Source organism: Halorubrum tebenquichense DSM 14210, from assembly GCF_000337415.1.
GTDB lineage: Archaea > Halobacteriota > Halobacteria > Halobacteriales > Haloferacaceae > Halorubrum > Halorubrum tebenquichense.
In genome coordinates this window covers 46,186-65,283 of record NZ_AOJD01000051.1, presented here as the reverse complement: position 1 = coordinate 65,283, position 19,098 = coordinate 46,186, and the positions used below count along the sequence as shown (strand labels likewise).

Annotated in this window: 21 protein-coding genes; 8 read left to right on the top strand and 13 right to left on the bottom strand. The window is 71.6% G+C overall.

Going from position 1 to position 19,098, the window contains the following annotated elements; genetic code table 11:
- Nucleotides 1-156 precede the first annotated feature (156 nt).
- Nucleotides 157-1,566: a CCA tRNA nucleotidyltransferase gene (gene cca, locus C472_RS09460; protein ID WP_006629604.1), complete on the top strand. Its 1,410-nt coding sequence runs from the start codon at nucleotides 157-159 to the stop codon at nucleotides 1,564-1,566.
- Between the two features lie 67 nt (nucleotides 1,567-1,633).
- Here the strand turns inward: cca and C472_RS09455 are convergent, their stop codons facing one another.
- From C472_RS09455 to C472_RS09440, 4 genes are all read right to left on the bottom strand, one after another.
- Nucleotides 1,634-1,948, bottom strand: a complete 315-nt coding sequence (locus tag C472_RS09455; protein ID WP_006629603.1) for a hypothetical protein — start codon at nucleotides 1,946-1,948, stop codon at nucleotides 1,634-1,636.
- A gap of 95 nt (nucleotides 1,949-2,043) precedes the next feature.
- Nucleotides 2,044-2,406, bottom strand: a complete 363-nt coding sequence (locus tag C472_RS09450; protein ID WP_006629602.1) for a fluoride efflux transporter FluC — start codon at nucleotides 2,404-2,406, stop codon at nucleotides 2,044-2,046.
- On the bottom strand, nucleotides 2,406-2,807 hold the full coding sequence (locus C472_RS09445; RefSeq protein ID WP_006629601.1) for a fluoride efflux transporter FluC: 402 nt from the start codon (nucleotides 2,805-2,807) through the stop codon (nucleotides 2,406-2,408). The genes C472_RS09450 and C472_RS09445 overlap by 1 nt, the downstream gene beginning before the upstream one ends.
- Before the next feature lie 63 nt (nucleotides 2,808-2,870).
- Nucleotides 2,871-4,007 (bottom strand): ATP-binding protein, encoded by a 1,137-nt coding sequence (locus C472_RS09440; RefSeq protein ID WP_006629600.1) that lies wholly within the window; start codon nucleotides 4,005-4,007, stop codon nucleotides 2,871-2,873.
- 104 nt (nucleotides 4,008-4,111) lie between these two features.
- On the opposite strand from C472_RS09440, the gene C472_RS09435 reads away from it, so the two are divergent.
- Nucleotides 4,112-4,588: a DUF7382 domain-containing protein gene (locus C472_RS09435; RefSeq protein WP_006629599.1), complete on the top strand. Its 477-nt coding sequence runs from the start codon at nucleotides 4,112-4,114 to the stop codon at nucleotides 4,586-4,588.
- Nucleotides 4,589-4,775: 187 nt separating this feature from the next.
- On the top strand, nucleotides 4,776-5,165 hold the full coding sequence (locus tag C472_RS09430; protein ID WP_006629598.1) for a hypothetical protein: 390 nt from the start codon (nucleotides 4,776-4,778) through the stop codon (nucleotides 5,163-5,165).
- Between the two features lie 5 nt (nucleotides 5,166-5,170).
- Here C472_RS09430 and C472_RS09425 read toward each other — a convergent pair whose 3' ends face one another.
- The 3 genes from C472_RS09425 to C472_RS09415 all read right to left on the bottom strand — a co-directional run bounded on the left by C472_RS09425 (nucleotide 5,171) and on the right by C472_RS09415 (nucleotide 7,439).
- Entirely contained in the window at nucleotides 5,171-5,983 is an 813-nt protein-coding gene (locus C472_RS09425; RefSeq protein ID WP_006629597.1) for a protein-L-isoaspartate O-methyltransferase family protein, read from the bottom strand.
- A gap of 90 nt (nucleotides 5,984-6,073) precedes the next feature.
- Nucleotides 6,074-6,706: a protein-L-isoaspartate(D-aspartate) O-methyltransferase gene (locus C472_RS09420; protein WP_006629596.1), complete on the bottom strand. Its 633-nt coding sequence runs from the start codon at nucleotides 6,704-6,706 to the stop codon at nucleotides 6,074-6,076.
- Between the two features lie 82 nt (nucleotides 6,707-6,788).
- Nucleotides 6,789-7,439, bottom strand: a complete 651-nt coding sequence (locus tag C472_RS09415; RefSeq protein ID WP_006629595.1) for an Hsp20 family protein — start codon at nucleotides 7,437-7,439, stop codon at nucleotides 6,789-6,791.
- Nucleotides 7,440-7,550: 111 nt separating this feature from the next.
- Here C472_RS09415 and C472_RS09410 point away from each other — a divergent pair, with 111 nt between their 5' ends.
- From C472_RS09410 to cysS, 3 genes are all read left to right on the top strand, one after another.
- Complete coding sequence (locus tag C472_RS09410; protein ID WP_006629594.1) at nucleotides 7,551-8,936, top strand: cryptochrome/photolyase family protein; 1,386 nt, start codon at nucleotides 7,551-7,553, stop codon at nucleotides 8,934-8,936.
- Nucleotides 8,937-9,011: 75 nt separating this feature from the next.
- Nucleotides 9,012-10,274, top strand: coding sequence for a threonine ammonia-lyase (gene ilvA / locus C472_RS09405; RefSeq protein ID WP_006629593.1), 1,263 nt, complete (start codon nucleotides 9,012-9,014; stop codon nucleotides 10,272-10,274).
- A 436-nt stretch (nucleotides 10,275-10,710) separates the two neighbouring features.
- Nucleotides 10,711-12,204 carry a cysteine--tRNA ligase gene (gene cysS / locus C472_RS09400; protein ID WP_006629592.1) on the top strand — a complete coding sequence of 498 codons (1,494 nt, stop codon included), beginning with the start codon at nucleotides 10,711-10,713 and terminating at the stop codon, nucleotides 12,202-12,204.
- A 19-nt stretch (nucleotides 12,205-12,223) separates the two neighbouring features.
- Here cysS and C472_RS09395 read toward each other — a convergent pair whose 3' ends face one another.
- The 6 genes from C472_RS09395 to C472_RS09370 all read right to left on the bottom strand — a co-directional run bounded on the left by C472_RS09395 (nucleotide 12,224) and on the right by C472_RS09370 (nucleotide 17,748).
- Nucleotides 12,224-12,436 carry a hypothetical protein gene (locus tag C472_RS09395; protein WP_006629591.1) on the bottom strand — a complete coding sequence of 71 codons (213 nt, stop codon included), beginning with the start codon at nucleotides 12,434-12,436 and terminating at the stop codon, nucleotides 12,224-12,226.
- 117 nt (nucleotides 12,437-12,553) lie between these two features.
- A complete protein-coding gene (pheA, locus tag C472_RS09390) occupies nucleotides 12,554-13,360 on the bottom strand; it encodes a prephenate dehydratase (RefSeq protein WP_006629590.1) in 807 nt (268 codons plus the stop codon).
- An 87-nt stretch (nucleotides 13,361-13,447) separates the two neighbouring features.
- Nucleotides 13,448-14,620, bottom strand: coding sequence for a DR2241 family protein (locus tag C472_RS09385; RefSeq protein ID WP_006629589.1), 1,173 nt, complete (start codon nucleotides 14,618-14,620; stop codon nucleotides 13,448-13,450).
- Between the two features lie 2 nt (nucleotides 14,621-14,622).
- Nucleotides 14,623-15,492, bottom strand: coding sequence for a CbiX/SirB N-terminal domain-containing protein (locus tag C472_RS09380; RefSeq protein ID WP_006629588.1), 870 nt, complete (start codon nucleotides 15,490-15,492; stop codon nucleotides 14,623-14,625).
- 61 nt (nucleotides 15,493-15,553) lie between these two features.
- Nucleotides 15,554-16,066 carry a DUF7523 family protein gene (locus C472_RS09375; protein WP_006629587.1) on the bottom strand — a complete coding sequence of 171 codons (513 nt, stop codon included), beginning with the start codon at nucleotides 16,064-16,066 and terminating at the stop codon, nucleotides 15,554-15,556.
- A gap of 68 nt (nucleotides 16,067-16,134) precedes the next feature.
- Nucleotides 16,135-17,748: a BCCT family transporter gene (locus C472_RS09370; RefSeq protein ID WP_006629586.1), complete on the bottom strand. Its 1,614-nt coding sequence runs from the start codon at nucleotides 17,746-17,748 to the stop codon at nucleotides 16,135-16,137.
- A gap of 195 nt (nucleotides 17,749-17,943) precedes the next feature.
- Between C472_RS09370 and C472_RS09365 the strand changes: the two genes are divergently transcribed.
- Nucleotides 17,944-18,279 carry a hypothetical protein gene (locus C472_RS09365; protein ID WP_006629585.1) on the top strand — a complete coding sequence of 112 codons (336 nt, stop codon included), beginning with the start codon at nucleotides 17,944-17,946 and terminating at the stop codon, nucleotides 18,277-18,279.
- A 57-nt stretch (nucleotides 18,280-18,336) separates the two neighbouring features.
- A complete protein-coding gene (locus tag C472_RS09360; RefSeq protein WP_006629584.1) occupies nucleotides 18,337-18,861 on the top strand; it encodes a hypothetical protein in 525 nt (174 codons plus the stop codon).
- Nucleotides 18,862-19,098: the final 237 nt, after the last annotated feature.

Below are 19,098 nucleotides of genomic sequence, written 5' to 3'. Positions count from 1 at the left end.
CGGTACTCACGTTGTTTTGATAGGGCTTTCGTTTCCGCCCGACGGGGCGAAGTTCGACGGACGCGAACGGTGCGAGACGGTGACGCGGTGGCCGGCCGGCCGCGGGGCCGCCGATCCGACCGACACGTTTTCGGCCGGACCCCGAGTGGTGTCGATATGGACGACGAGGAGCCGCTCGGCGAGGAGTTGGACGCGGTGCTGTCTCGCGTCCGCGAGCGCGTCCTCCCGGAGCCGGAGGAGCGCGAGCGGCTGAAGGCGGCGAGCGCGGCGCTGACCGAGCGGACCCGCGAGGCGATAGCCGACCTCTCGGTCGACGCCGACGTGGTTCAGGTCGGGTCGACCGCGCGCGGCACGTGGGTCGCCGGCGACCGCGACATTGACCTCTTCGTCCGGTTCGACGCGGACCTCGACCGCGCCGAGCTGGAGCAGTACGGGCTGACAGTCGGACACGAAGTCCTCCCCGACGGACACGAGGAGTACGCGGAACACCCGTACGTGAAGGGGAACTACGACGGGTTCGACGTCGACCTGGTGCCCTGTCACGACGTGGAGACGGCGGGGGACCTGGTGTCGGCGGTCGACCGCACCCCGTTCCACGACGCGTACCTCTCGGCGCGGCTCGACGACGACCTCGCGGCGGACGTGGTGCTGGCGAAGGCCTTCCTGAAGGGGATCGGCGCGTACGGCAGCGATCTCCGGACCGAGGGCTTTTCGGGGTACCTCACGGAGCTGCTCGTGTTGGAACTCGGCGGGTTCGTCCCGCTCGTCGAGTCGGCCCGGAGCTGGCACCCGCCGGTGGAGTTCGACCCCGAGGGACACGCCGAGCGCACGTTCGAGGACCCGCTCGTCGTCGTCGACCCCACGGACCCGACGCGGAACGTCGCCGCGGTGCTGTCGGCGACGAACCTCGCGCGGTTCCAGCACTACGCGCGGGAGCTGCTCGCGGCTCCGAGCGAGGCCCTCTTCGAGCCGGACGAGCCGGAGCCGCTCGACCCCGGCGAGGTCCGCGACCACCTCGACCGACGGGAGACGACGCCCGTCGCGGTCGTCTTCGACGCCCCCGACCTCGTCGACGACCAGCTGTGGCCGCAGCTCCGCCGCTCGCTGGACGGAATCGTTCGCGGACTGAACGACCACGGCTTCGACGTCCTCCGGTCGCGGGCCATGACGGACGCGGGAAGCGAGACGGAGAATTCCGCCGGAACGACGCGAGCGGCGCTGTACGCGGAACTGGAGGTGACGGAGCGACCGGCCGTCGAGCGCCACGAGGGACCGCCGGTCGCGGTCCGGAAACACGCGGCGAGCTTCTACGAATCGTACGTCGACGACGTCGACCCGGACACGTACGGCCCGTTCATCGACGGGGACCGCTACGTCGTCGAGCGCGAGCGCGAGTTCCCCACCGTCAGGGAGTACTTAGAGAGCGACGCCGCGAGCGACGTGGCGCTCGGCGCGCAGGTGGAGTCGGCGTTCGACGACCGCGACGTGCTGGTCGGCGACGCGGTCGCGACGCTCGCGCCCGCGTTCGGCCGACCGCTCCGCGAGTTCTACGAGCCGCGACCGTGAGAGCGTCCGTCGGTGCGCGGCCGCGAGGGTCCGGAGCCGAATCCGGACGGCGGCGAGAGGGCGGGCGTCACCGAGAGACGCGGTCGAGAAGCCAGTAGACGACCGCCGCGACGAGAGCGACGACCGCCGCGAGCGCCGAGAGCAGCCCGGCGACGCGGGGGAACGACAGCCAGAACGCGGCATAGAAGGCGAGCGCGAACGCGAGCAGGCCGACGACCAGCACTCCGCGGGAGGGGTTCTGGACCGCCGCGACGAACGCGCGCTGGAGGATCGAGAGGTCGCCGAGCTCGGGGACGTCTTCCGGGTCCGCGTCCTCGGGGAACGGTCCGGAGTCGCCCGAGTCTGCCGACTCGGCGTCGACGGAGCGGTCGGTATCGGTCACGCGCTCGGATACGGGCCGGAGGATCCTGTACCTATCGCTTGTCGGCTCGGACCGAGCGGGCGACGAACGGAAACCGGTCGGGGATCGGCCGGCGCTCAGTTCAGGAGGCCGCCGCTTACGAGCGAACCGAGCAGGAACGCGACCAGCGCGGCCGCGAGGTTCAACGCCGCGACGGCCGCCGCGGCGCGGCCGCCGGTCTCGTTCGCCGCCCGGACGGTCCCGACGGCGAACGACGAGAACGTCGTGAACGCCCCGCAGAAGCCGACGCCGAAGAGCAGCGTCGCCGCCGACCCGACCGGTGCGGCGGCCACCGCACCGAGGGCGAAGCTCCCGAGCGCGTTGACGGCGAGGACCGACCGATCCCCTCCGACGCGGAGGCCGACCGCGTGACGAGAGACCGCGCCGAGGGCCCCGCCGACGCCGACGAGCGCCGGTGCGAGGAGCGATTCGACGGTCATTACGGGTCCCGCCCCCCGACGGCGAGACCGAGCGCGGCCGCGGTGAGTCCGGTGACGTAGCTGACGGCGACGTACCACGCGCCCGTCGGGGTTCCGAGGGCGACCGCGTCCGAGACGAACGTGCTGTACGTCGTGAACGACGAGAGCGCGCCGGTCCCGACGAGGAGCCGGATCCGCTCGCTCGACGTCCGAGTCAACAGGAGCCCGAGCGCGAACGAGCCGAGGACGTTCGCGGTCAGGGTGCCGACCCCGGTCGCCGTCCCGTCGAGGACGGTGAGCCCAGCACCGCGGGTCGCCAGGGCGACGAGCCCGCTCGCAGCGGCGTCGGTCGCGTACCTGGCGACCGCGCCGAGGAACCCACCGACCGCGACGAGGAGGACGCCGTGCGAGGTCCGCTCCATGCGCGTTGGTGGGTCGCGGGGCGCTTGTACGTTCTGACCCGGAGTACCGCTCCGTCCCCGGAGTCACTCCGCGTCCGACAGGCGACTCGCGCGGGGGCTCTCCCCCTCGTGCGGCGTCCTCCGTTCGCGGATCCGAACGGTGTGAGCGGTCTCGGTGGCGTCGTCGACGACGAGCGCCTCGCCGACGCCGTCGGGGAGCCTGGACGCGAGGTCGCCGGCGAGGTACGTCGCCTCCGCCTCCGCCAGCCGGTCCACGTCGCGCTCGGCGGTGAGCCGGTGGGAGACGAGCAGGTCCGACTGCGAGACGGCGACGCTCGGCAGCGCGGCCGGCCGCTGGGTCGCGCAGACGAGCGAGACGCCGGGGGCGCGCCCGCGGGTCAGGAGAGTCCGGAGCGCCGGCTCCCCGACCCCGCCGAAGAAGGCGTGCGCCTCGTCGACGAGCAGCCACGGGAGCCGCGGGAGGTCCCCCTCGACCCGCGCGTCGTAGAGGCCGCGGGCGACCGCGCGGACGACGGCGGCCGCGGCCTCGTCGGGAACACCGGCGAGGTCAAGGACGACGGGTTCGCCATCTGCCGCGAGCGAGGCGACCGGCGGCGCGTCGGCGTCGAAGATTCCCCACGACGCCGCAAGCCGGAGGTGGTTCGCTGCGGCGCGCCGCGTCTCAGCCGGGGCGTCGGCCGCGTCGACCGCCTCGCGGAGCGCCGAGAGCGACGGGGACGGACGGTCGGCGGCCGTCGACTCGGCGTCGGCGGCGTCCGTTCGCCCTCCGCGGCCCTCGTCGACCGCGTCCGCGACGACGCGCCAGACGAGGCTCCCCGGCCCGCTCGCCGGGTCGAGCCCGAGGAGGTCCGGCCACGCCGACGGCGGTATCGACGCGGGCCGGACCGCGGGGTCGACGACGCGACCGCCGGCCGCTTCGAGACCGCCGAAGACGCCCATCGGGTCGACGACGACCGGGGCGACGCCGTCGGCCTCGGCGAGTTCCTCGGCGAGGACGCCGAGCGTGTAGGACTTGCCCGTCCCGCGCTTGCCGAAGACGACCCCCGCGTGCGGGCGGTCGAGGTCGACGCCGACCGGCGCGCCGACGCTCCCGTCGCGCGCGAGGAAGGAGCCGATACGGGCGGTGTGCGGCGGGTCGCGCTCCGTTCCGTCGTCGCCGTCGCGGCCGAGTACGTACACGCCGTCGGGTCGTCTCGGCATCGCGTAAAAACGGTCGGACGTGGAGGCGATCGGATTCAGTCGAGAGGTCGAACCTGACCGCCGCCGGCCGACTCTTTATATACCATACCGCGGCCACCCGGCGTATGTCCGATCGAACACACGACTCGCGCACCGCGAACCGGCGGACGTTCAGCACCGACACCCGAGCGATCGAGGGGCTTCCCGTCCGCCTCGTCATCGCCCTGGTCGTCGGGGTCGCCAGCCTCAGCGTGATGATGGGGATGATCGGCGACATCGACGGGCTGGCCGCGACGGAGCTCGACGCGCAGCCGCAGCCCGAGGTGACCGCGCCCGGCGACCAGACGATCGAGGTCGCGGTCGTCGACCCGGACGGCTCCCGGGTCGCGGACGCGACGGTCATCGTGCGCGGGGGGTCGGCGCGGATGGACGGAGTCGCCACCGCGCAGACGGACAGCGAGGGCGTCGCGAGCGTCGACGTCGATCCGGAGCTCGGTCCGAACCAAGCGGACGGGACGCTCACGGTCGACATCAAGCCGCCGGCGGAGGGCGACTTCGTCGACGAGCGGGGGAACACCGAGGTGCTCGTCGTCGAGGAGTGAGACGGGTGGACGGCCCCAGAGCCGCAAGCCCGATCGGCTCTGCCGGACGTGGGAGCGGCCGGCAGTGCCGGCAGCGGGCTTCGCCGGCGGACACTCGCGGCGGGAATCGTTCTGCCGCCGGTTCTGGTAGCTATCGGTATCTCCGCTTTCGTATATCGCTTATCCGTTCCGGACCGACGGTGATATCATGACATCTTCGACCGATCGGCCTACACCGGCGCTCCAAGAGTGGGACTTCGAGCAGCGCGGTCGCGTCGGGATCTGGACCCTCGACGGATGGCAGGGGTGGGCCGACGAGGAGCTTGAAACGGCGAGTGAACACTATCGGAGCAGAGCCAGCGAGGACGATATCGAGGCGACGATCGCCGTCTTCGGCGACGAGGCGAAGCTCTCTCAGGAGACCCAAGAGTACATGGCGAGCGAGTGGTCGGAGAACGTGAACCGAGCGGGAGTCGAGCGCGTGGCGTTCGTCGCCGACGGTATCACGAGTATGGCGGTCAAGTCTCGGCTTGACGTCGAAGCCGAAAAAGAGGAGTTCGACACGGTGGAAGAGGCGCTCGGCTGGGCGCGGTCGTAATTCCGTCAGAGGCGGTCGTCCCAGTCGATCCAGTCCTGTTCCCAGCCGTGTCGACGGCGGCGGTCGCGCTCGGCGTGTTCGGCGTCCTCCCGCCGCGCTCGGTTTCGCTCCACGCCGGGCTGTTCGCCCTCGACGAGCATCGGCTGGAGCCGCGCCGGGCCGTGGGTTTCGACGGTCTCGAAGCCGGTCGGCGCGGGATCGTCCGCGTCGGCGTTGACTTCGCCGGCGTCGTTGGTGCGGTCATCCGCGCCGGAGCCGTCGGGCGACGACGGTTCGATCGCCGAGACCGTCTGGACCCCAGCGCCGCGCGGGTAGACGATCCGACCGTCGGCCGCGAGCTGCTCGCGGAGGGCGCGCGGCGGCTCGACCACGGCCGCTTCGAGGAGGATCCGGTCGTACGGCGCGTACGCCGGGAGCCCGTCCGCGCCGTCCGCGCGGTCGACCAGGACCGCCTCGTAGCCGGCCGCGTCGAGGTTCGACCGCGCGGCCACGACGGCGGACCGGTCGATGTCGACTGCGTGAACGCGACGAGCGCCCGCCATCTCCGCGATCATCGCGACGGAGTACCCGACGCCAGCGCCGACGACGAGGACGGAGTCGCCCTCGCCGGCGTCAAGCGCGGTGACGAGGCGGACCACGGTTTCGAGCGAGAGCGAGTGGGGGTCGTCGCCGTCGACGCCCCCGCCGCGGGGGGAGTCGTCCACGAAGGGGTCGCGGGGGACCCGCTGGAGCGCGGTCAGCACGGGGGGGTCGATCGGCTCGCCGATCGAGTGTTCGAGCCTCTCGATCATGTCCGCCCTGAGCGACGCTTCGTCCATGGCCGGACTCGGGACTCGGTCCTCTAAAAGCGTGCGTTCGTCGGGTCGGTGCCGCGCGCCGACGGGAAACCGCCTCGGCGGGGACAACGGTCACCGCATCGGCACGAATCGCACGCCGCCGTGGTCCTCGCGGTCGACGCCGTCCTCGCCGACCGTCAGGCGGACGAGGCGCTGGCGGCCGTCCTCCCGGACGGGTGCGACGACGCGGCCGCCCGGGAGAACGCGGTCGACGATCGCCACCGGTATCGACTCGGGCGCTGCGCAGGTGAGGTAGGCGGCGTCGAACGGGGCCTCGTCGGCGAACGCCTCGCGCCCGTCGCGGGCGACGACGGTCACGTCGTAGCCGAGGCGGTCGAGTCGCTCGCGCGCGCCGGCCGCTAGCTCCGGGACGCGCTCGGCGGAGAAGACGTTCCCGGGACCGACGGCCTCGGCGGCGACCGCGGCGTGGTAGCCGCAACCGGTTCCCACCTCGAAGACGCGGTCGCCGCACTCGACGTCGAGGAGATCCGTCATCGTCGCGACCATGTGCGGCGCGCTGACCGTCTGGTCGTGGCCGATCGGGAGGGGGCGGTCTGCGTACGCGGACCCGCGGTGCGACTCCGGGACGAACTCGTGACGCGGGACGGCACCGATCGCCGACAGCGTTCGCTCGCTCGCGTCGAGGCGTCGGCGGAGCGCGCTCACCAGCTCGCGTCTGGCGGCCGCGTGGTCGGCGTCACTCATGAGGGGAGATAACACGGGGCGCGTGGAGAAAGCATCGGCTAGGAGGCGAACGGACCGGATCGAGGGGGTCAGACGGTCGGTGTCAGTTCACGTCGATCGTGTGTCCGCCGTCGTCGGGGGAGCGCTTGGGGAGCGTGACGGTGAGCACGCCGGCGTCGAAGGACGCGGTCGCGGCGGCGGCCTCGACCGGCCGCGGGAGCGGGACCCGGCGGGAGACGGACCGGAGGCGGCGCTCACGCCGATGGTAGCGGACGCCGTCGGCGGTCTCGTCCGCGTCGTCCGCGTCAGTCGCGTCGTCCGCGTCGTCCGCGTCAGTCGCGTCGTCCGCGTCGTCCGCGTCAGNGTCGTCCGCGTCAGTCGCGTCGTCCGCGTCGTCCGCGTCAGTCGCGTCGTCCGCGTCGTCCGCGTCAGTCGCGTCGTCCGCGTCGTCCGCGTCGTCCGCGTCGCCCTCGTCGGCGACGGCGAACTCGGTCGGCTCCTCCCGGGAGCCGGCGATCACGAGCGCGTCGTCACGGAGTTCGACGTCGACGTCGGCGGCGTCGAATCCGGGGAGGTCGGCGACGACGACGATCGACTCGTCGTCTTCGATCACGTCGACGTCGACGTCGCGGGCCCCGGGAAGCCGCGGAACCTCGGGGGCGGTCCCCTCCAGCGTCCCGCCGAGTTCCTCGAACTCGCGGCCCATCCGTTCGAGCAGTTCCTCGATCTCGTCGAAGGGATCGCGTCGGGTCATACAGGACAGGATTCGAGACGGAGCGTCTTGAACGTACTGGCGGGCCGAGGGGCGGAGTCGCCCGGAACCGGTGGCCGACAGACACTATCCGCTGGCGACCCATCCGATCGTATGCAGCTGTTCTGGCACCGCGGGGACGCTCGCACGCGAGACAACGCCGGCCTCGCGGCCGCGGCCCGAGAGGGGGCGGTCGTGCCGGCCTTCGTGTACGACGCCGACCTGCTCGCGACGGTCGGCGCGCGACAGCGCGCGTTCTTTCTGCGCCACGTGAACCGACTGGAGGAGCGGTATCGGGAACTCGGGAGCGATCTGATCGTCCGCGCCGGCGACCCCGACGAGGTTCTCGCCGACCTCGCGGCGGAGTACGAGGCCGAGACGGTGTTCTACAACGAACACTACCGACCGGCCCGCCGGAACCGGCAGCGGGCGGTCGAGGACGCGCTCGCGGCGGCGGGCGTGGGGACGGACTCCCGGACGGATCTGGTGTTGGTGGACCCGGGGCGGCTGGAGGCGCGCTACCCCAATCACAGTCAGTTCCACGACGACTGGGAGGCCGTTCCGAAGCGCGGCCCGTACGCCGAGCCGGACCCGGAGGCGCTGGCCGACGTGCGCGACGGCAAGACGGTCCCCGAGCCGGAGGCCGACATCGACCTCCCCGAGGCGGGGTACGAGGCCGCGCGCGAGCGGTTCGACGAGTTCCTCGATTACGGGATCACGTCGTACAACGACACGCGCGACGACCTCGCACGGGCGGTCGAGGAGCCGACGCACGCGGTCTCGCGGATGTCGCCCTACCTGGCGACGGGCGCGATCGGGATCCGCGAGCTGTGGGCGGGGGCGAGCGACGCCTACGACGCCGTGACCGGCGGCGAGCGCCGCAACGTCGACAAGTACCGCTACGAGCTGTCGTGGCGCGAGCAGATGTACCACCTGCTGTACTACACCCCCGATTTGGCCGTCTCGAACTACAAGTCGTTCCCGAACGAGATCGCGTGGCGCGACGACGACGCCGCGTTCGAGGCGTGGACGCGCGGCGAGACGGGCTACCCGCTCGTCGACGCCGGGATGCGACAGCTGAACGCGGAGGGGTATATCCACAACCGCCCGCGGCAGGTGGTCGCGAGCTTCCTGACGAAGCACCTCCTGATCGACTGGCGGCGCGGGGCGCGCTACTTCACCAAGCAGCTGATCGACCACGACTACGCCTCCAACCACGGGGCGTGGCAGTGGACCGCCTCGACCGGGACCGACTCCGTCGACGTGCGCATCTTCGATCCGGTGAGCCAGATGAGCAAGTACGACGCGGACGCCCGGTTCGTGAAGGCGTACGTCCCGGAGCTCTCGGACGTGCCGGCGGGGAAGGTCGTCGACTGGCCGACCCTGTCGCGGGCGGAACGCGAGGAGCTCGCGCCCGACTACCCGCACCCGATCGTCGACCGGAACGAGGGGTACGAGCGGGCCCAGCGCGTCTTCGAGGAGGCGCTCGGGAAGCGGTAGGCGGCCGACCGCGCCGTCGGCTCCCGCCGTTCCGTATCCGAGTCCTTTTCGTCGGTCCCCGAGAACGCCTCCGCCATGTCCACCGTCACGGTCGCCGACATCGAGGCCGCCGCCGAGCGGGTCGCCGACACCGACATCGTCCAGCGCACGCCGGTCGAACGGAGCCGGTCGCTGAGCGAGCGGTGCGGGGCGGACGTGCGGCTCAAGATGGAGCACCTCCAGCGCACCGGCTCGTTCAAGACGCGCGGCGCGTACAACGCGATCTCGCGGGCGCTCGACGGCTCCGGAGCCGGAGGCGACGAGCCCGCGATCGAGCGCGTCGTGGCCGCGAGCGCGGGCAACCACGCGCAGGGGGTCGCGCTGGCGGCGGCGGACGCCGGGATCGACGCGACGATCGTGATGCCCGAGTCCGCGCCGGCCGCGAAGATCGAGGCGACGCGCGCCTACGGCGCGTCGGTCGTCCTCCGAGGGAGCGCCTTCCCCGAGGCGATGGCGCACGCGCAGACGCTCGTCGACGAGCCCGGCGCGCGGTTCGTCCACGCGTTCGACGACCCCGACGTGGTCGCCGGGCAGGGGACGCTCGGGCTGGAGGTGATAGACCAGGTGCCCGACGCCGACGCCGTCCTCGTCCCGGTCGGCGGCGGCGGGCTCGCGGGCGGGGTGGCCGCCGCGGTCAAGGCGCGGTCGCCGGAGACGCGCGTGATCGGCGTCCAGACGGAGGGGGCCTCGACGCTCTCCGAGAGCCTCGCGGCCGGCGAACTCGTCGCGCGGGATGAGCCGGACACCATCGCCGACGGGATCGCGACCGGCGGCCTGAGCGAGCTCACCTTCGGGCTCCTCGACGAGCACCTCGACGACGCCGTGGTCGTGAGCGACGACGACGTGGCGAACGCGATCCTGCTACTCCTAGAGCGCGCGAAACAGATGGTCGAGGGCGCGGGCGCGACCGCCGCCGCCGCGCTCCTGAACGACGACGCGGTCGACGACCTCGACCTCGCGGGCGAGACGGTCGTCCCGCTGCTCTGCGGCGGCAACATCGACGTGACGACGCTGAAGGAGGTGGTGACCCACGCCCTCGTGGACCGCGACCAGCTGATCGAGCTCGCCGTCCGGATCGACGACACCCCCGGGACGATGGGCGAGATATCGACGCTGATCGGCGGCGAGCGCGCGAACATCCGGACGGTGCGCCACGAGCGCAGCCGACCGGACCTCCCGGTCGGCGACGCCGACCTCGTCTTCGAGGTGGAGACGAACGGGCCGGCCCACGTCGACCGCGTCCTGAACGCGGTGCGCGAGGCGGGTTACGAGGTCGAGTGGACGACGCGGGAAGAGTGAGGAACTGCGTCGGTTGCTTATAAACGAACTGCGGTGGCGCGCGCCTCCGAGCGGCCGCCCTCGGCGGCCGCGAGGAGCGCCGCGCGAGGNGCCAGCGACGAGGCTGGGGAGGCGTGAGGCTGCGGTTGCGGTGCTGGGCGGGACTCAAAGGGGCAACCGCGAGGACGGCGGAGGCGACGTGAGCACCGGAACGAGGGAGCGGAGCGACTGAGTGAGGAGCGCAACGAGCGTCCGCCGTCCTCGCGGTTGGGGCTTTGGAGGTGTTCGCCGCCGATCCGTCAGCAACTATTTATAAGCGAGCGGCAGAGACGTTGGAAGCGACTGCGACGGTCGTAGCAACGGTTTATAAATGTACGATCGAACCACCGGAACGTCCGCATCGCCGTCCTCACCCGATCCGACGATTTAAAACGCTCACCCGAGCTACCACGTCGTAATGAGTCTCGTCGTTACCGACACCTTAGAGGACGAGCGCGTCGAGTTCACGGCCGACGGCGACGTCACGCTGTACGTCTGCGGCCTGACGGTGTCGGACGACCCCCACCTCGGGCACGCCCGCCTGTGGTTCCACGCCGACGTCCTCCACCGGTGGCTCGAACACGTCGGCTACGACGTGCGCCACGTCGAGAACGTCACCGACGTGAACGAGAAGATCACGGCCCGCGTCGGCGAGCGCGACGAGTGGGCCGCGGAGCGCGACGTGGCCGAGACGTTCACCGCGAGCGTCTTCGACGCGATGCGCGGGCTGAACCTGAAACGCGCCGAGGTGTACCCCCGCGTCACCGAACACGTCCCGGAGATAATCGACCTCGTCGAGACGTTGGTCGAGAAGGGGTACGCCTACGAGTCGAACGGCTCCGTCTACTTCGACGTGACCGCGTTCGAGGAGTACGGGAAGCTCTCGAACCAGGAGCTGGACGCGCTCGAAGCGCAGGGCGAACCGGACGAGCGGTCGGAGAAGCGCAACCCGTCGGACTTCGCGTTATGGAAGGCGGACGGCGTGAGCGAGACCGCCGCGCGCGAACACGCGAAACACGACCACGGCGCGGCGACGCCCGACGGCGAGACGTGGGAGTCGCCGTGGGGCGAGGGGCGACCCGGCTGGCACGTCGAGTGCTCGGCGATGTCGACGACGCACCTCGGTGACACGCTCGATATCCACATGGGCGGCCGGGATCTGGTCTTCCCCCATCACGAAAACGAGATCGCGCAGTCGGAGGCCGCGACCGGCGAGACGTTCGCGCGCCACTGGCTCCACGTCGGCCTGCTGGAGATGGACGGCGAGAAGATGTCCTCCTCCATCGGCAACTTCTGGACGGTCCCGGACGCCCTCGACGGGCTCGGCGTCAACGTGGTCCGCACCTTCTACGCCGGGGCCGCCTACCGCTCCGAGCAGGCGCTCACCGAGGAGGCGATCGCCGAGGCCGAGGAGCGTTGGGAGCGCCTCTCGCGCACCTACGACCGCGCCGTCGACGCGCTCGACTCCGTGGACGCCGGCGCGAAGGCGACCGACGACGACCTCCGCGAGGCCGTCGAGACCGCCCGCGAGGACTTCGCGGCCGCGATGAACGACGACCTCAACCTCCGCGAGGCGACCGCGGCGCTGCTCGATCTCACGGACGCGGTGAACCGTCACGTCGACGGGGCGGGCGACGCCGACGGCGAGTCCGCCTATGACTACCGCGCGCTCCGCGAGGCGGTGGAGGCGTTCGAGGAGCTCGGCGGCGACGTGCTCGGCCTCCAGTTCGAGTCGCCGAGCGACGGCGACGCGGACTTGGCCGGCGAACTCGTCGAACTGATCTTGGACGTGCGCGAGACCGAGCGGGAGGCGGGCAACTACGAGCGCGCCGACGAACTCCGGGACGCGCTCCGCGAGGTCGGCGTCGAGATCGAGGACGGCCCGGACGGCGCGACGTACCGGTTCGAGTGAGGGCGGGCCGCGGCGGGCGTCACTCGTTCCGCTCGCGTTCCAACTCCGCTTCCAGTTCAGACACGCGCTGTTCGAGTTCGTTCAGGCGCTGGCTCTGGTCCGGTTCGTCGTCCCAGAAGAACGCCCCGACGAACAGTCCGGCGATGAGGCCGAAGAGCGCTCCGGGCGGTCCGAGCAGGGAACCGATCAGCAGTCCGAGCAGGCCGCTGACGAGGAACAACGCGACGCCCATACCGGCGTCTTGTGAAACTGAATTTATAAATACTGCCTCGCATCGAAGCGCCCGTTCAGGTCGGGATGGAAACTCAGTCCGACTGCGACGGAGTCTCACTCCGACCGGGACGGGGCCTCAGTCCAACACGTGCTCGGTGTCGTACGACCCGAGCACCTTCACCCACCCCTTGTCGGCGATGGCCTCGACGTCCCCGACCGCCTTCGCCATGTGGTCCTCGTAGAGGCCGGCGTCGACGTCGAAGTGGAACAGGTAGTCGCCGAGGCGCTCGCCGCTCGGGCGCGACTCGATCCGCGAGAGGTTGAGGTTGCGGTCGGCGAACGCCTCCAGCAGTTCCAGCAGCAGGCCGGGGTAGTTCGCGTTCGGATAGACGATGAGGGTGGTCTTCCCGCCGGCGTCCGACCGCGCCGACTCGGGGGCGACGACGAGGAAGCGGGTCGCGTTCGAGGTGCGGTCCTGGATGTCCTGCGCGAGGATTTCGAGGTCGTCGCCGGCGTTGTCCGGGTGGCCGATCCCGGCGACCCGGGCGTCCTCGCGGGCGCGCTCGACCCCGCGAGCGGTGGAGGCGACCGCTTCGAGGCTCACCGACGGGTAGTTGGACTCCAGCCAGTTGCGACACTGCGCGAGCGCCTGCGAGTGGCTCGCGACGACCTCGAACTCGTCGTCCTGCGCGAGGAGGGCGTGGCGGATCGGGGTGACGACCTCGCGGGTGACGGACACGTCGTACTCCGCGAGGGCGTCGAGGCTCTCCGTGACGGAGCCCTCGATGCTGTTCTCGATGGGGACGACCCCGCGCTCGAACTCGCCGTCGGCGACGGCGTCGACGATGGCGGTGACCGACTCCCGGAACGACACCTCGGCGGCGACGGCGCGCGCGGCGCGGTGCGAGTACGTGCCGGCGGGGCCCAGCGTGACGGCGTTCATCACTCCACCGTACCCGGGGCGGTGAGAAAAGCCTGCGGGGCGCGGCGACGTTTGGGGCGGACGCGTTCCGACGGGTGCCGAAGCCCGTTACTCCTCGTCCGCGTCGGTCGGCACGCCGCCGAGGTTCCCCTCGTCGTCGAACAGCTTGGCGCGGAGGAACCGCGTCCGGTAGCGGTTCGCGCCCTCCTTCGTGTCCGCCTCGCGGATCTCGTCGGTCCGGCCGTCCGCGACCGCGTCGATGATGTCCTCCACCTGCTCCTTCTCGCTCGGCGTCAGGTCGAACTCGTAGGTCCGCGGCTGCTCGCTCTCCAACCGGGTCCACTTGCGCGCGGCCGAGACCACCACGGAGCAGGGCTCGCGGCAGGGGAAGACGCCGTCGCCGCCGTCGACGTCGAGGTCCGTGTCCTCGTCGTACCCCCACTCCCGTCGCTTCAGACACTGCGAGTCGTCACAGCACGCCTCCGCGACCCAGTTCACGTGCTCGTGGCCCTCGCCGCGGTCCCACGTCTTCACGACGCCGTAGATGCCGGACTGGCGCTCCATCGTCTCGCGCCAGTGGTTCACGTCCAGGTTCCCCTCGCGCTCGCGGTGCCAGTTGGCGACGGTCGCGGGGTATATCGTCTCGACCGTCTCGTAGAGGTCGCGCGGACCGAGGTCGGGGAACACCCACCCGCCCGCGAGCGACGGCGCGGTCTTGAGCGGCCGGTACCGGCCCTTCTCGTCGAGGGTGACGAGGTCGCGCGCGTCGAGCGGGTCGTCGTGGGCGTCGAGGTCGTCGACGGGGACGCCGGCGTCGTCCGCGTGGCGCACGTCGTAGCGGCGCTCGCCCCGGTCCGTGACGGTCGCCGTGATCTTCAGTTCGCCCCACGCCCGCTCGACGCCCGCCGCGAGCGCCGCGTAGCGGGCCGCCACCGTCTCGCCGTCGGCGTCCTCGATCCACCGGACGAAGGCGCGGCGCGGCCCGAACTCGCCGACGACGCGCTCGAACGCGTACCAGTCCGTGACCGCCGGCGCGCGCTCGTCGAGCGCGGCGTGGAGGTCGCGCTCGGAGAGTCCGGTCCGGCGGTCGCCGCCGTCGAGGACGAATTCCGCGTCCTCGTCGCGGGCGACGCTGAACCCTTCGAACCGGAGCGGGTCGCCCGCCTCGCGGTCGGCGAGCGCGTCGAGGACCGCGTCGAACGCGTCGCCGGGGAGATCGATATCGGGGACCGCGGGCGCGTCGTCGCCCGCCTCGTCGGTCGCGGAGGTGGAGTCGCCCACGGTCAGTCCCCCGTGGCGACGCGGGTCGTCTCGCGCACGTCGTCGAGGGCGGTGCCGAGGCTAGCGCCGGCGTCGGCCGCGCGCTCTAAGACCACGTCGGCCATCAGGGGTTCGGTGCCGACCGCGCCGGCGTACCAGATCCGGGTGCCGTCGACGGTCTCGGGCACGTCGTACCCCTCGGTGTGGTCCTCGCAGAGCCCCACGTCCTCCGGGATGTCCTCCTGCGTGTGGTAGCCGTCGGCGATGAAGAGGGGGACTAAGACGACGTCGTCGCTCTCGAAGTGCTCGGGGAGGTCGTCGACCTCCGGCTCCTCGTCCATGTACAGCGCCTTCACCTCGTCGAAGCGGTCGCGCTCGGCGATCCGGTCGGCGTGGTACTCGATCGCCTTCGCCGAGTTCTCGTTGCGCTCGGTGCCGTGGCCGACGACGGCCAGGCCGAAGTCGTCCCCCACGTCGGGGTCGTCGGTGACCGACTCGGCGCGGCGGACGATCACGTCGGTCATCGCGCGGTGCGTCCCCACCGGGCCGCAGTAGTGGACCTCGCGGTCGATGTCCTCGGCGACGAGCGTGGCCTGGTCCGCGGAGAGGCCGTCCGAGCCCCACTCCGAGACGTCCCACCCGTCGAGGCGGAGTTCGCGGGGGATCACCTGCTCGGTGAAGTACCCCTCCGAGACGAACAGCGGGACGACGTACACCTCGTCGCCCTCGACGGTGCGGAGCACCTCCCGGAAGTGCGGCTCCTCCTTCCAGAAGCCGGTGCGGACCTCGTCGAACGCACCGGTGGCGCGGATCGTGTCGGCGTGGTCGTAGGTCGGCGCGCTCGACTCCGGATTGAGGTGAGAGCCGTGCGCGACGATGACGAGCGACTGCATACCCGTGCTGGGGCCGCGCCGCTCTTAGGGACTTCGGAGGCTTCGGGAGGGCGAGAACGGGTCAGGGCGCGTCGAACCTCGGCACGGCGTCGAGCGCGGCCTCGACGATGCGGACCGCGTCGGGGCCGTCCCGCCGACCGACGACGCAGACCAGCGCGTCTCCCGCGACGCCGGCGGCGGCGATCCGGACCTCTCGGGCGGCGAACCGACGGACGACCGTTCCGAGCGCCTCCGCGTCGACGTCTCCGGTCGCGACGACGGCCGTGTGGTCGCCGTCCGAGACGACGCCGGTGTCGCCGACGCGGAGGAGCGGAGCCGTTTCGTCGCCGAGTTCGGCGACGCCGACGCCGCTCCGCATCGAGACCGTCGTCTGACGCGACTCGGTCGCGTACGCGGGGAGGTCCTCGCGGAAGCGGCGGAGCGCGGCCGCGATCGCGTCCGAGTCGCCGTCAAGGTCGGCGGTCTCGGCGAGCCACTCGGCCGCGGCGCTGTGGTTCAGGAGTCCGGCGCGGAGCGCGTCGAAGACGAACGGGCGCGACCGGACGGCCTCGCGGGTGTCGGCTGCCAGCGACATGCCTCCCGGTGCGCGGGCGCGGCGCAAGCCGGTTTCGGTCGCGGTACCGCGCGGCGGGCGGTCGCCGCTCAGTCGTCCTCGGCGACCCCGGCCGCCGGCGACCGCGCGGACTCCGACGACGGGGCGGACTCGGCGGCGGGCGCGGGGTCCGCCGCCCGCGACAGCCACCGGAGGAACCCGCCCATCGCGACGAGACAGACGACCGCGAAGGGAGCGCCGGTGACGATCACCGACGACCGGAGCGCCGTCGCGCCGCCGACGACCACCAACACCGACGCGATAGCGCCCTGAAGGACCCCCCAGAACACGCGGTTCGCGCCCGACGGCTCCCGGCTGCCGCCGGTGGTGAGCATCCCGACGGCGAGCGTCGAGGAGTCGGCGGAGGTGACGAAGAACGTCGTCACCAACACGAGGAACAGGAGCTGCCACAGCTCTCCGCCGGGGAAGGCCCCGAAGATGACGTACCCGGAGACGCCGTCGCCGAACTCGCCCACCGCGCCGAGCACGTCGACCGCCCCGGAGTCCTGGAGCCGGATTGACGTGCCGCCGATGACGGTGAACCACAGCGCGGAGACCGCGGTCATCGTGCCGAACGCGGTTCCGACGACCGATCGGATCGTCCGCCCGCGGGAGATCCGGGCGAGGAACAGCCCGACGAACGGGGCCCACGCGATCCACCACGACCAGTAGAAGACGGTCCACGCCGCGGTCCAGCCGGGGCCGTTCTCGACGCCGCTGCCGGTGAAGAGGCTCATCTCGAAGAAGGAGGTCGCGTACGTGCCGAGCGCCGCCACGCCGACGTTCAAGACGTCCGTCGTCGGGCCGGCGACGAGCGCCACGCCGAGGAGGAGCGCCATGACGCCGACGTTGAACACGGAGAGCCGCCTGATGCCGCGGCCGACGCCCGCGACGAGCGACAGCGTGAACAGCGCGGTGATACCGACGATGACGACGACCGTCTCGGCGTCGCCGAACGAGACGCCGGTCCGGAACGTCACGCCGGTGAGCAGCTGCGTGGCGATGAAGCCGAGCCCCGTCGCGATCCCGCCGATGGTGGCGACGACCGCGAGCGTGTCGACCGTCCGGGCGACGACGCCGTCGAGTCCGTCCGGACCGAGGAGCGGGTACAGGGCGGTTGAGACGCGGAACGGCGCGTCGTGGCGGTACGCGAAGTACGCGACCGGGAGGCCGATCGCGAGGTACCCGCCCCACGCGCTGATCCCGTAGTGGAAGACCGTGTACGCGACCGCCGGCACCGCCGCCGCGCTCGACTCCGCGGCGACCTGCCCCGCGAACAGCGGCGGAACGGTCTGGTAGTGGAGCAGCGCTTCGACGGGACCGAAGAACACGATCCCCGCCGAGAGCCCGGCGGAGAAGAACATCGCGACGTACGAGAGCGTCCCGTACTCCGGGTCGCCGTCGCCGAGGCGGACGCGCCCGTACTTCCCGACGAGGAGGTAGCCGGCCGCGAGCACCAGCGCGAGGACCGATCCGAGGTACAGCCACGCAAGCCCCTGACCGAACGTCACGAACGCGGCGTCGATGGCGGCCGCCGCGCCGTCGGTGTCGGTCACGGTGTACGCGAGGAAGGCGAACGTGACGAGCGACCCGACGGCGAACGGGACGGGATCGACCTCGGCGCGGAACGAGCGTATCGACTCGACGACGGAGCGTTCACTCATAAATGAGCGTCTACCGATCGGTGGGGCGCGATCCGCTTAAACCTGTTTCTGAACCCGCTAAATCAGATATTACGAGAAAGTGGACGCCGAATATTCGCTTATAAATATGATACCGTCCGAACGGGCGGACCCGGAGCGAGTCGCGTCCGAGCCGCCGGGGCAAGTGACTCGTGTCGCGGGGGCGTATCCCTCCGCGTGAACCACGTCCCGAACGAGGCGCTGGCCGCGGTCGACGCGTTCGGCGAGGGGCACCTCCGCGGGGACCCGCCGGCCGTCCGGGAACGGCTTCGATCGGATCTCCGGGTTCGGATAACCGCGAACGGGGACGGCCGGACCGCCCGCTGTCGGTTCGAGACGGAACACGCGCGAGCGCCGCCGACCCTCCGCGATCGCGGCTCGTTCCTCGCCACGTACGTCGACGGGATCGACGAGCGGCTCCGCGAGTGGGGGATCGGGCCGCCGGAGGCCTACGAGTACCGCGGGACCGTCGACGACACGCACCGGTACGAGGGGACGCTGTCGCTGCCGTGACCGGGGCGGCGGGACTCGCGTCGGGGATTTATGGGGCCGTCGGACGCAGGGCGTGACGTGATCCGAACCGCCGCCTACGCCGCGCACGTGCTGTCGGGGGCCTTCTGGACCGGGGCCGTCCTGTTCGTCGTTTACGCGGTCCTCCCGCGGGCGCGAGAGGGCGCGCTGTCCCGGGAGTCGTTCGCCGACGCCGCGCACCGCCTCCTCATGGTCACGCGCTGGACCGGCGTCGCGCTGCCGCTCACCGGGGCGTACCTCATCTGGCTGCTCTACCGGCCGCTGGAGCTTCTGACCGGCACGTCGCGTGGGTGGGCGGTCCTCGCGATGCTGTCGCTGTGGGGGGTCATGAACGGACTCGTCGAGTTGGGGGTCCTCCGAATGCGTCGGGAGACCGACCCCGACGTGGGGTGGGGGACGTATATGGCCGAGGGGTTCCCGACCGAGGCGCTCGACGGTGCCGGGAACGCGCCGGGGGCCGCCCGGTTGGCGACGGTCGCGCGCCCCTACCTGCTGGCGAGCGGGGCTCTGGCCGTCCTGTTGCTCGTCGACGCCGCGCTCTTGGCCGGCGGGCTGCCGGGGTGAGGCTGGGGCGACCGAGAGGGCCGAGACGGCTCGGGAGCGACCGAGAGCATCGAACCGAGCCGTTCGTATATAAACGACCTCGAACCGGCCGTCGCTGCCGGACGAAGTTCAATGGTAACTCCCCACACGGATAGGCGACGACGGCCGCGTTGTAGTGCGGTTTTCGACGGCAACCCTCGGCGGCGATCGCTCGCATCCGTTCGCCGCTCACCGAGAGATTTATATAGAATCACAATC

Excerpts from the sequence above, each read along its gene's own strand:
- cca (WP_006629604.1), top strand. The coding sequence starts at position 157 with ATGGACGACGAGGAGCCGCTCGGCGAGGAGTTGGACGCGGTGCTGTCT.
- C472_RS09450 (WP_006629602.1), bottom strand. The coding sequence starts at position 2,406 with ATGACCGTCGAATCGCTCCTCGCACCGGCGCTCGTCGGCGTCGGCGGG.
- C472_RS09445 (WP_006629601.1), bottom strand. The coding sequence starts at position 2,807 with ATGGAGCGGACCTCGCACGGCGTCCTCCTCGTCGCGGTCGGTGGGTTC.
- C472_RS09440 (WP_006629600.1), bottom strand. The coding sequence starts at position 4,007 with ATGCCGAGACGACCCGACGGCGTGTACGTACTCGGCCGCGACGGCGAC.
- C472_RS09435 (WP_006629599.1), top strand. The coding sequence starts at position 4,112 with ATGTCCGATCGAACACACGACTCGCGCACCGCGAACCGGCGGACGTTC.
- C472_RS09430 (WP_006629598.1), top strand. The coding sequence starts at position 4,776 with ATGACATCTTCGACCGATCGGCCTACACCGGCGCTCCAAGAGTGGGAC.
- C472_RS09425 (WP_006629597.1), bottom strand. The coding sequence starts at position 5,983 with ATGGACGAAGCGTCGCTCAGGGCGGACATGATCGAGAGGCTCGAACAC.
- C472_RS09420 (WP_006629596.1), bottom strand. The coding sequence starts at position 6,706 with ATGAGTGACGCCGACCACGCGGCCGCCAGACGCGAGCTGGTGAGCGCG.
- C472_RS09410 (WP_006629594.1), top strand. The coding sequence starts at position 7,551 with ATGCAGCTGTTCTGGCACCGCGGGGACGCTCGCACGCGAGACAACGCC.
- ilvA (WP_006629593.1), top strand. The coding sequence starts at position 9,012 with ATGTCCACCGTCACGGTCGCCGACATCGAGGCCGCCGCCGAGCGGGTC.
- cysS (WP_006629592.1), top strand. The coding sequence starts at position 10,711 with ATGAGTCTCGTCGTTACCGACACCTTAGAGGACGAGCGCGTCGAGTTC.
- C472_RS09395 (WP_006629591.1), bottom strand. The coding sequence starts at position 12,436 with ATGGGCGTCGCGTTGTTCCTCGTCAGCGGCCTGCTCGGACTGCTGATC.
- pheA (WP_006629590.1), bottom strand. The coding sequence starts at position 13,360 with ATGAACGCCGTCACGCTGGGCCCCGCCGGCACGTACTCGCACCGCGCC.
- C472_RS09380 (WP_006629588.1), bottom strand. The coding sequence starts at position 15,492 with ATGCAGTCGCTCGTCATCGTCGCGCACGGCTCTCACCTCAATCCGGAG.
- C472_RS09375 (WP_006629587.1), bottom strand. The coding sequence starts at position 16,066 with ATGTCGCTGGCAGCCGACACCCGCGAGGCCGTCCGGTCGCGCCCGTTC.
- C472_RS09370 (WP_006629586.1), bottom strand. The coding sequence starts at position 17,748 with ATGAGTGAACGCTCCGTCGTCGAGTCGATACGCTCGTTCCGCGCCGAG.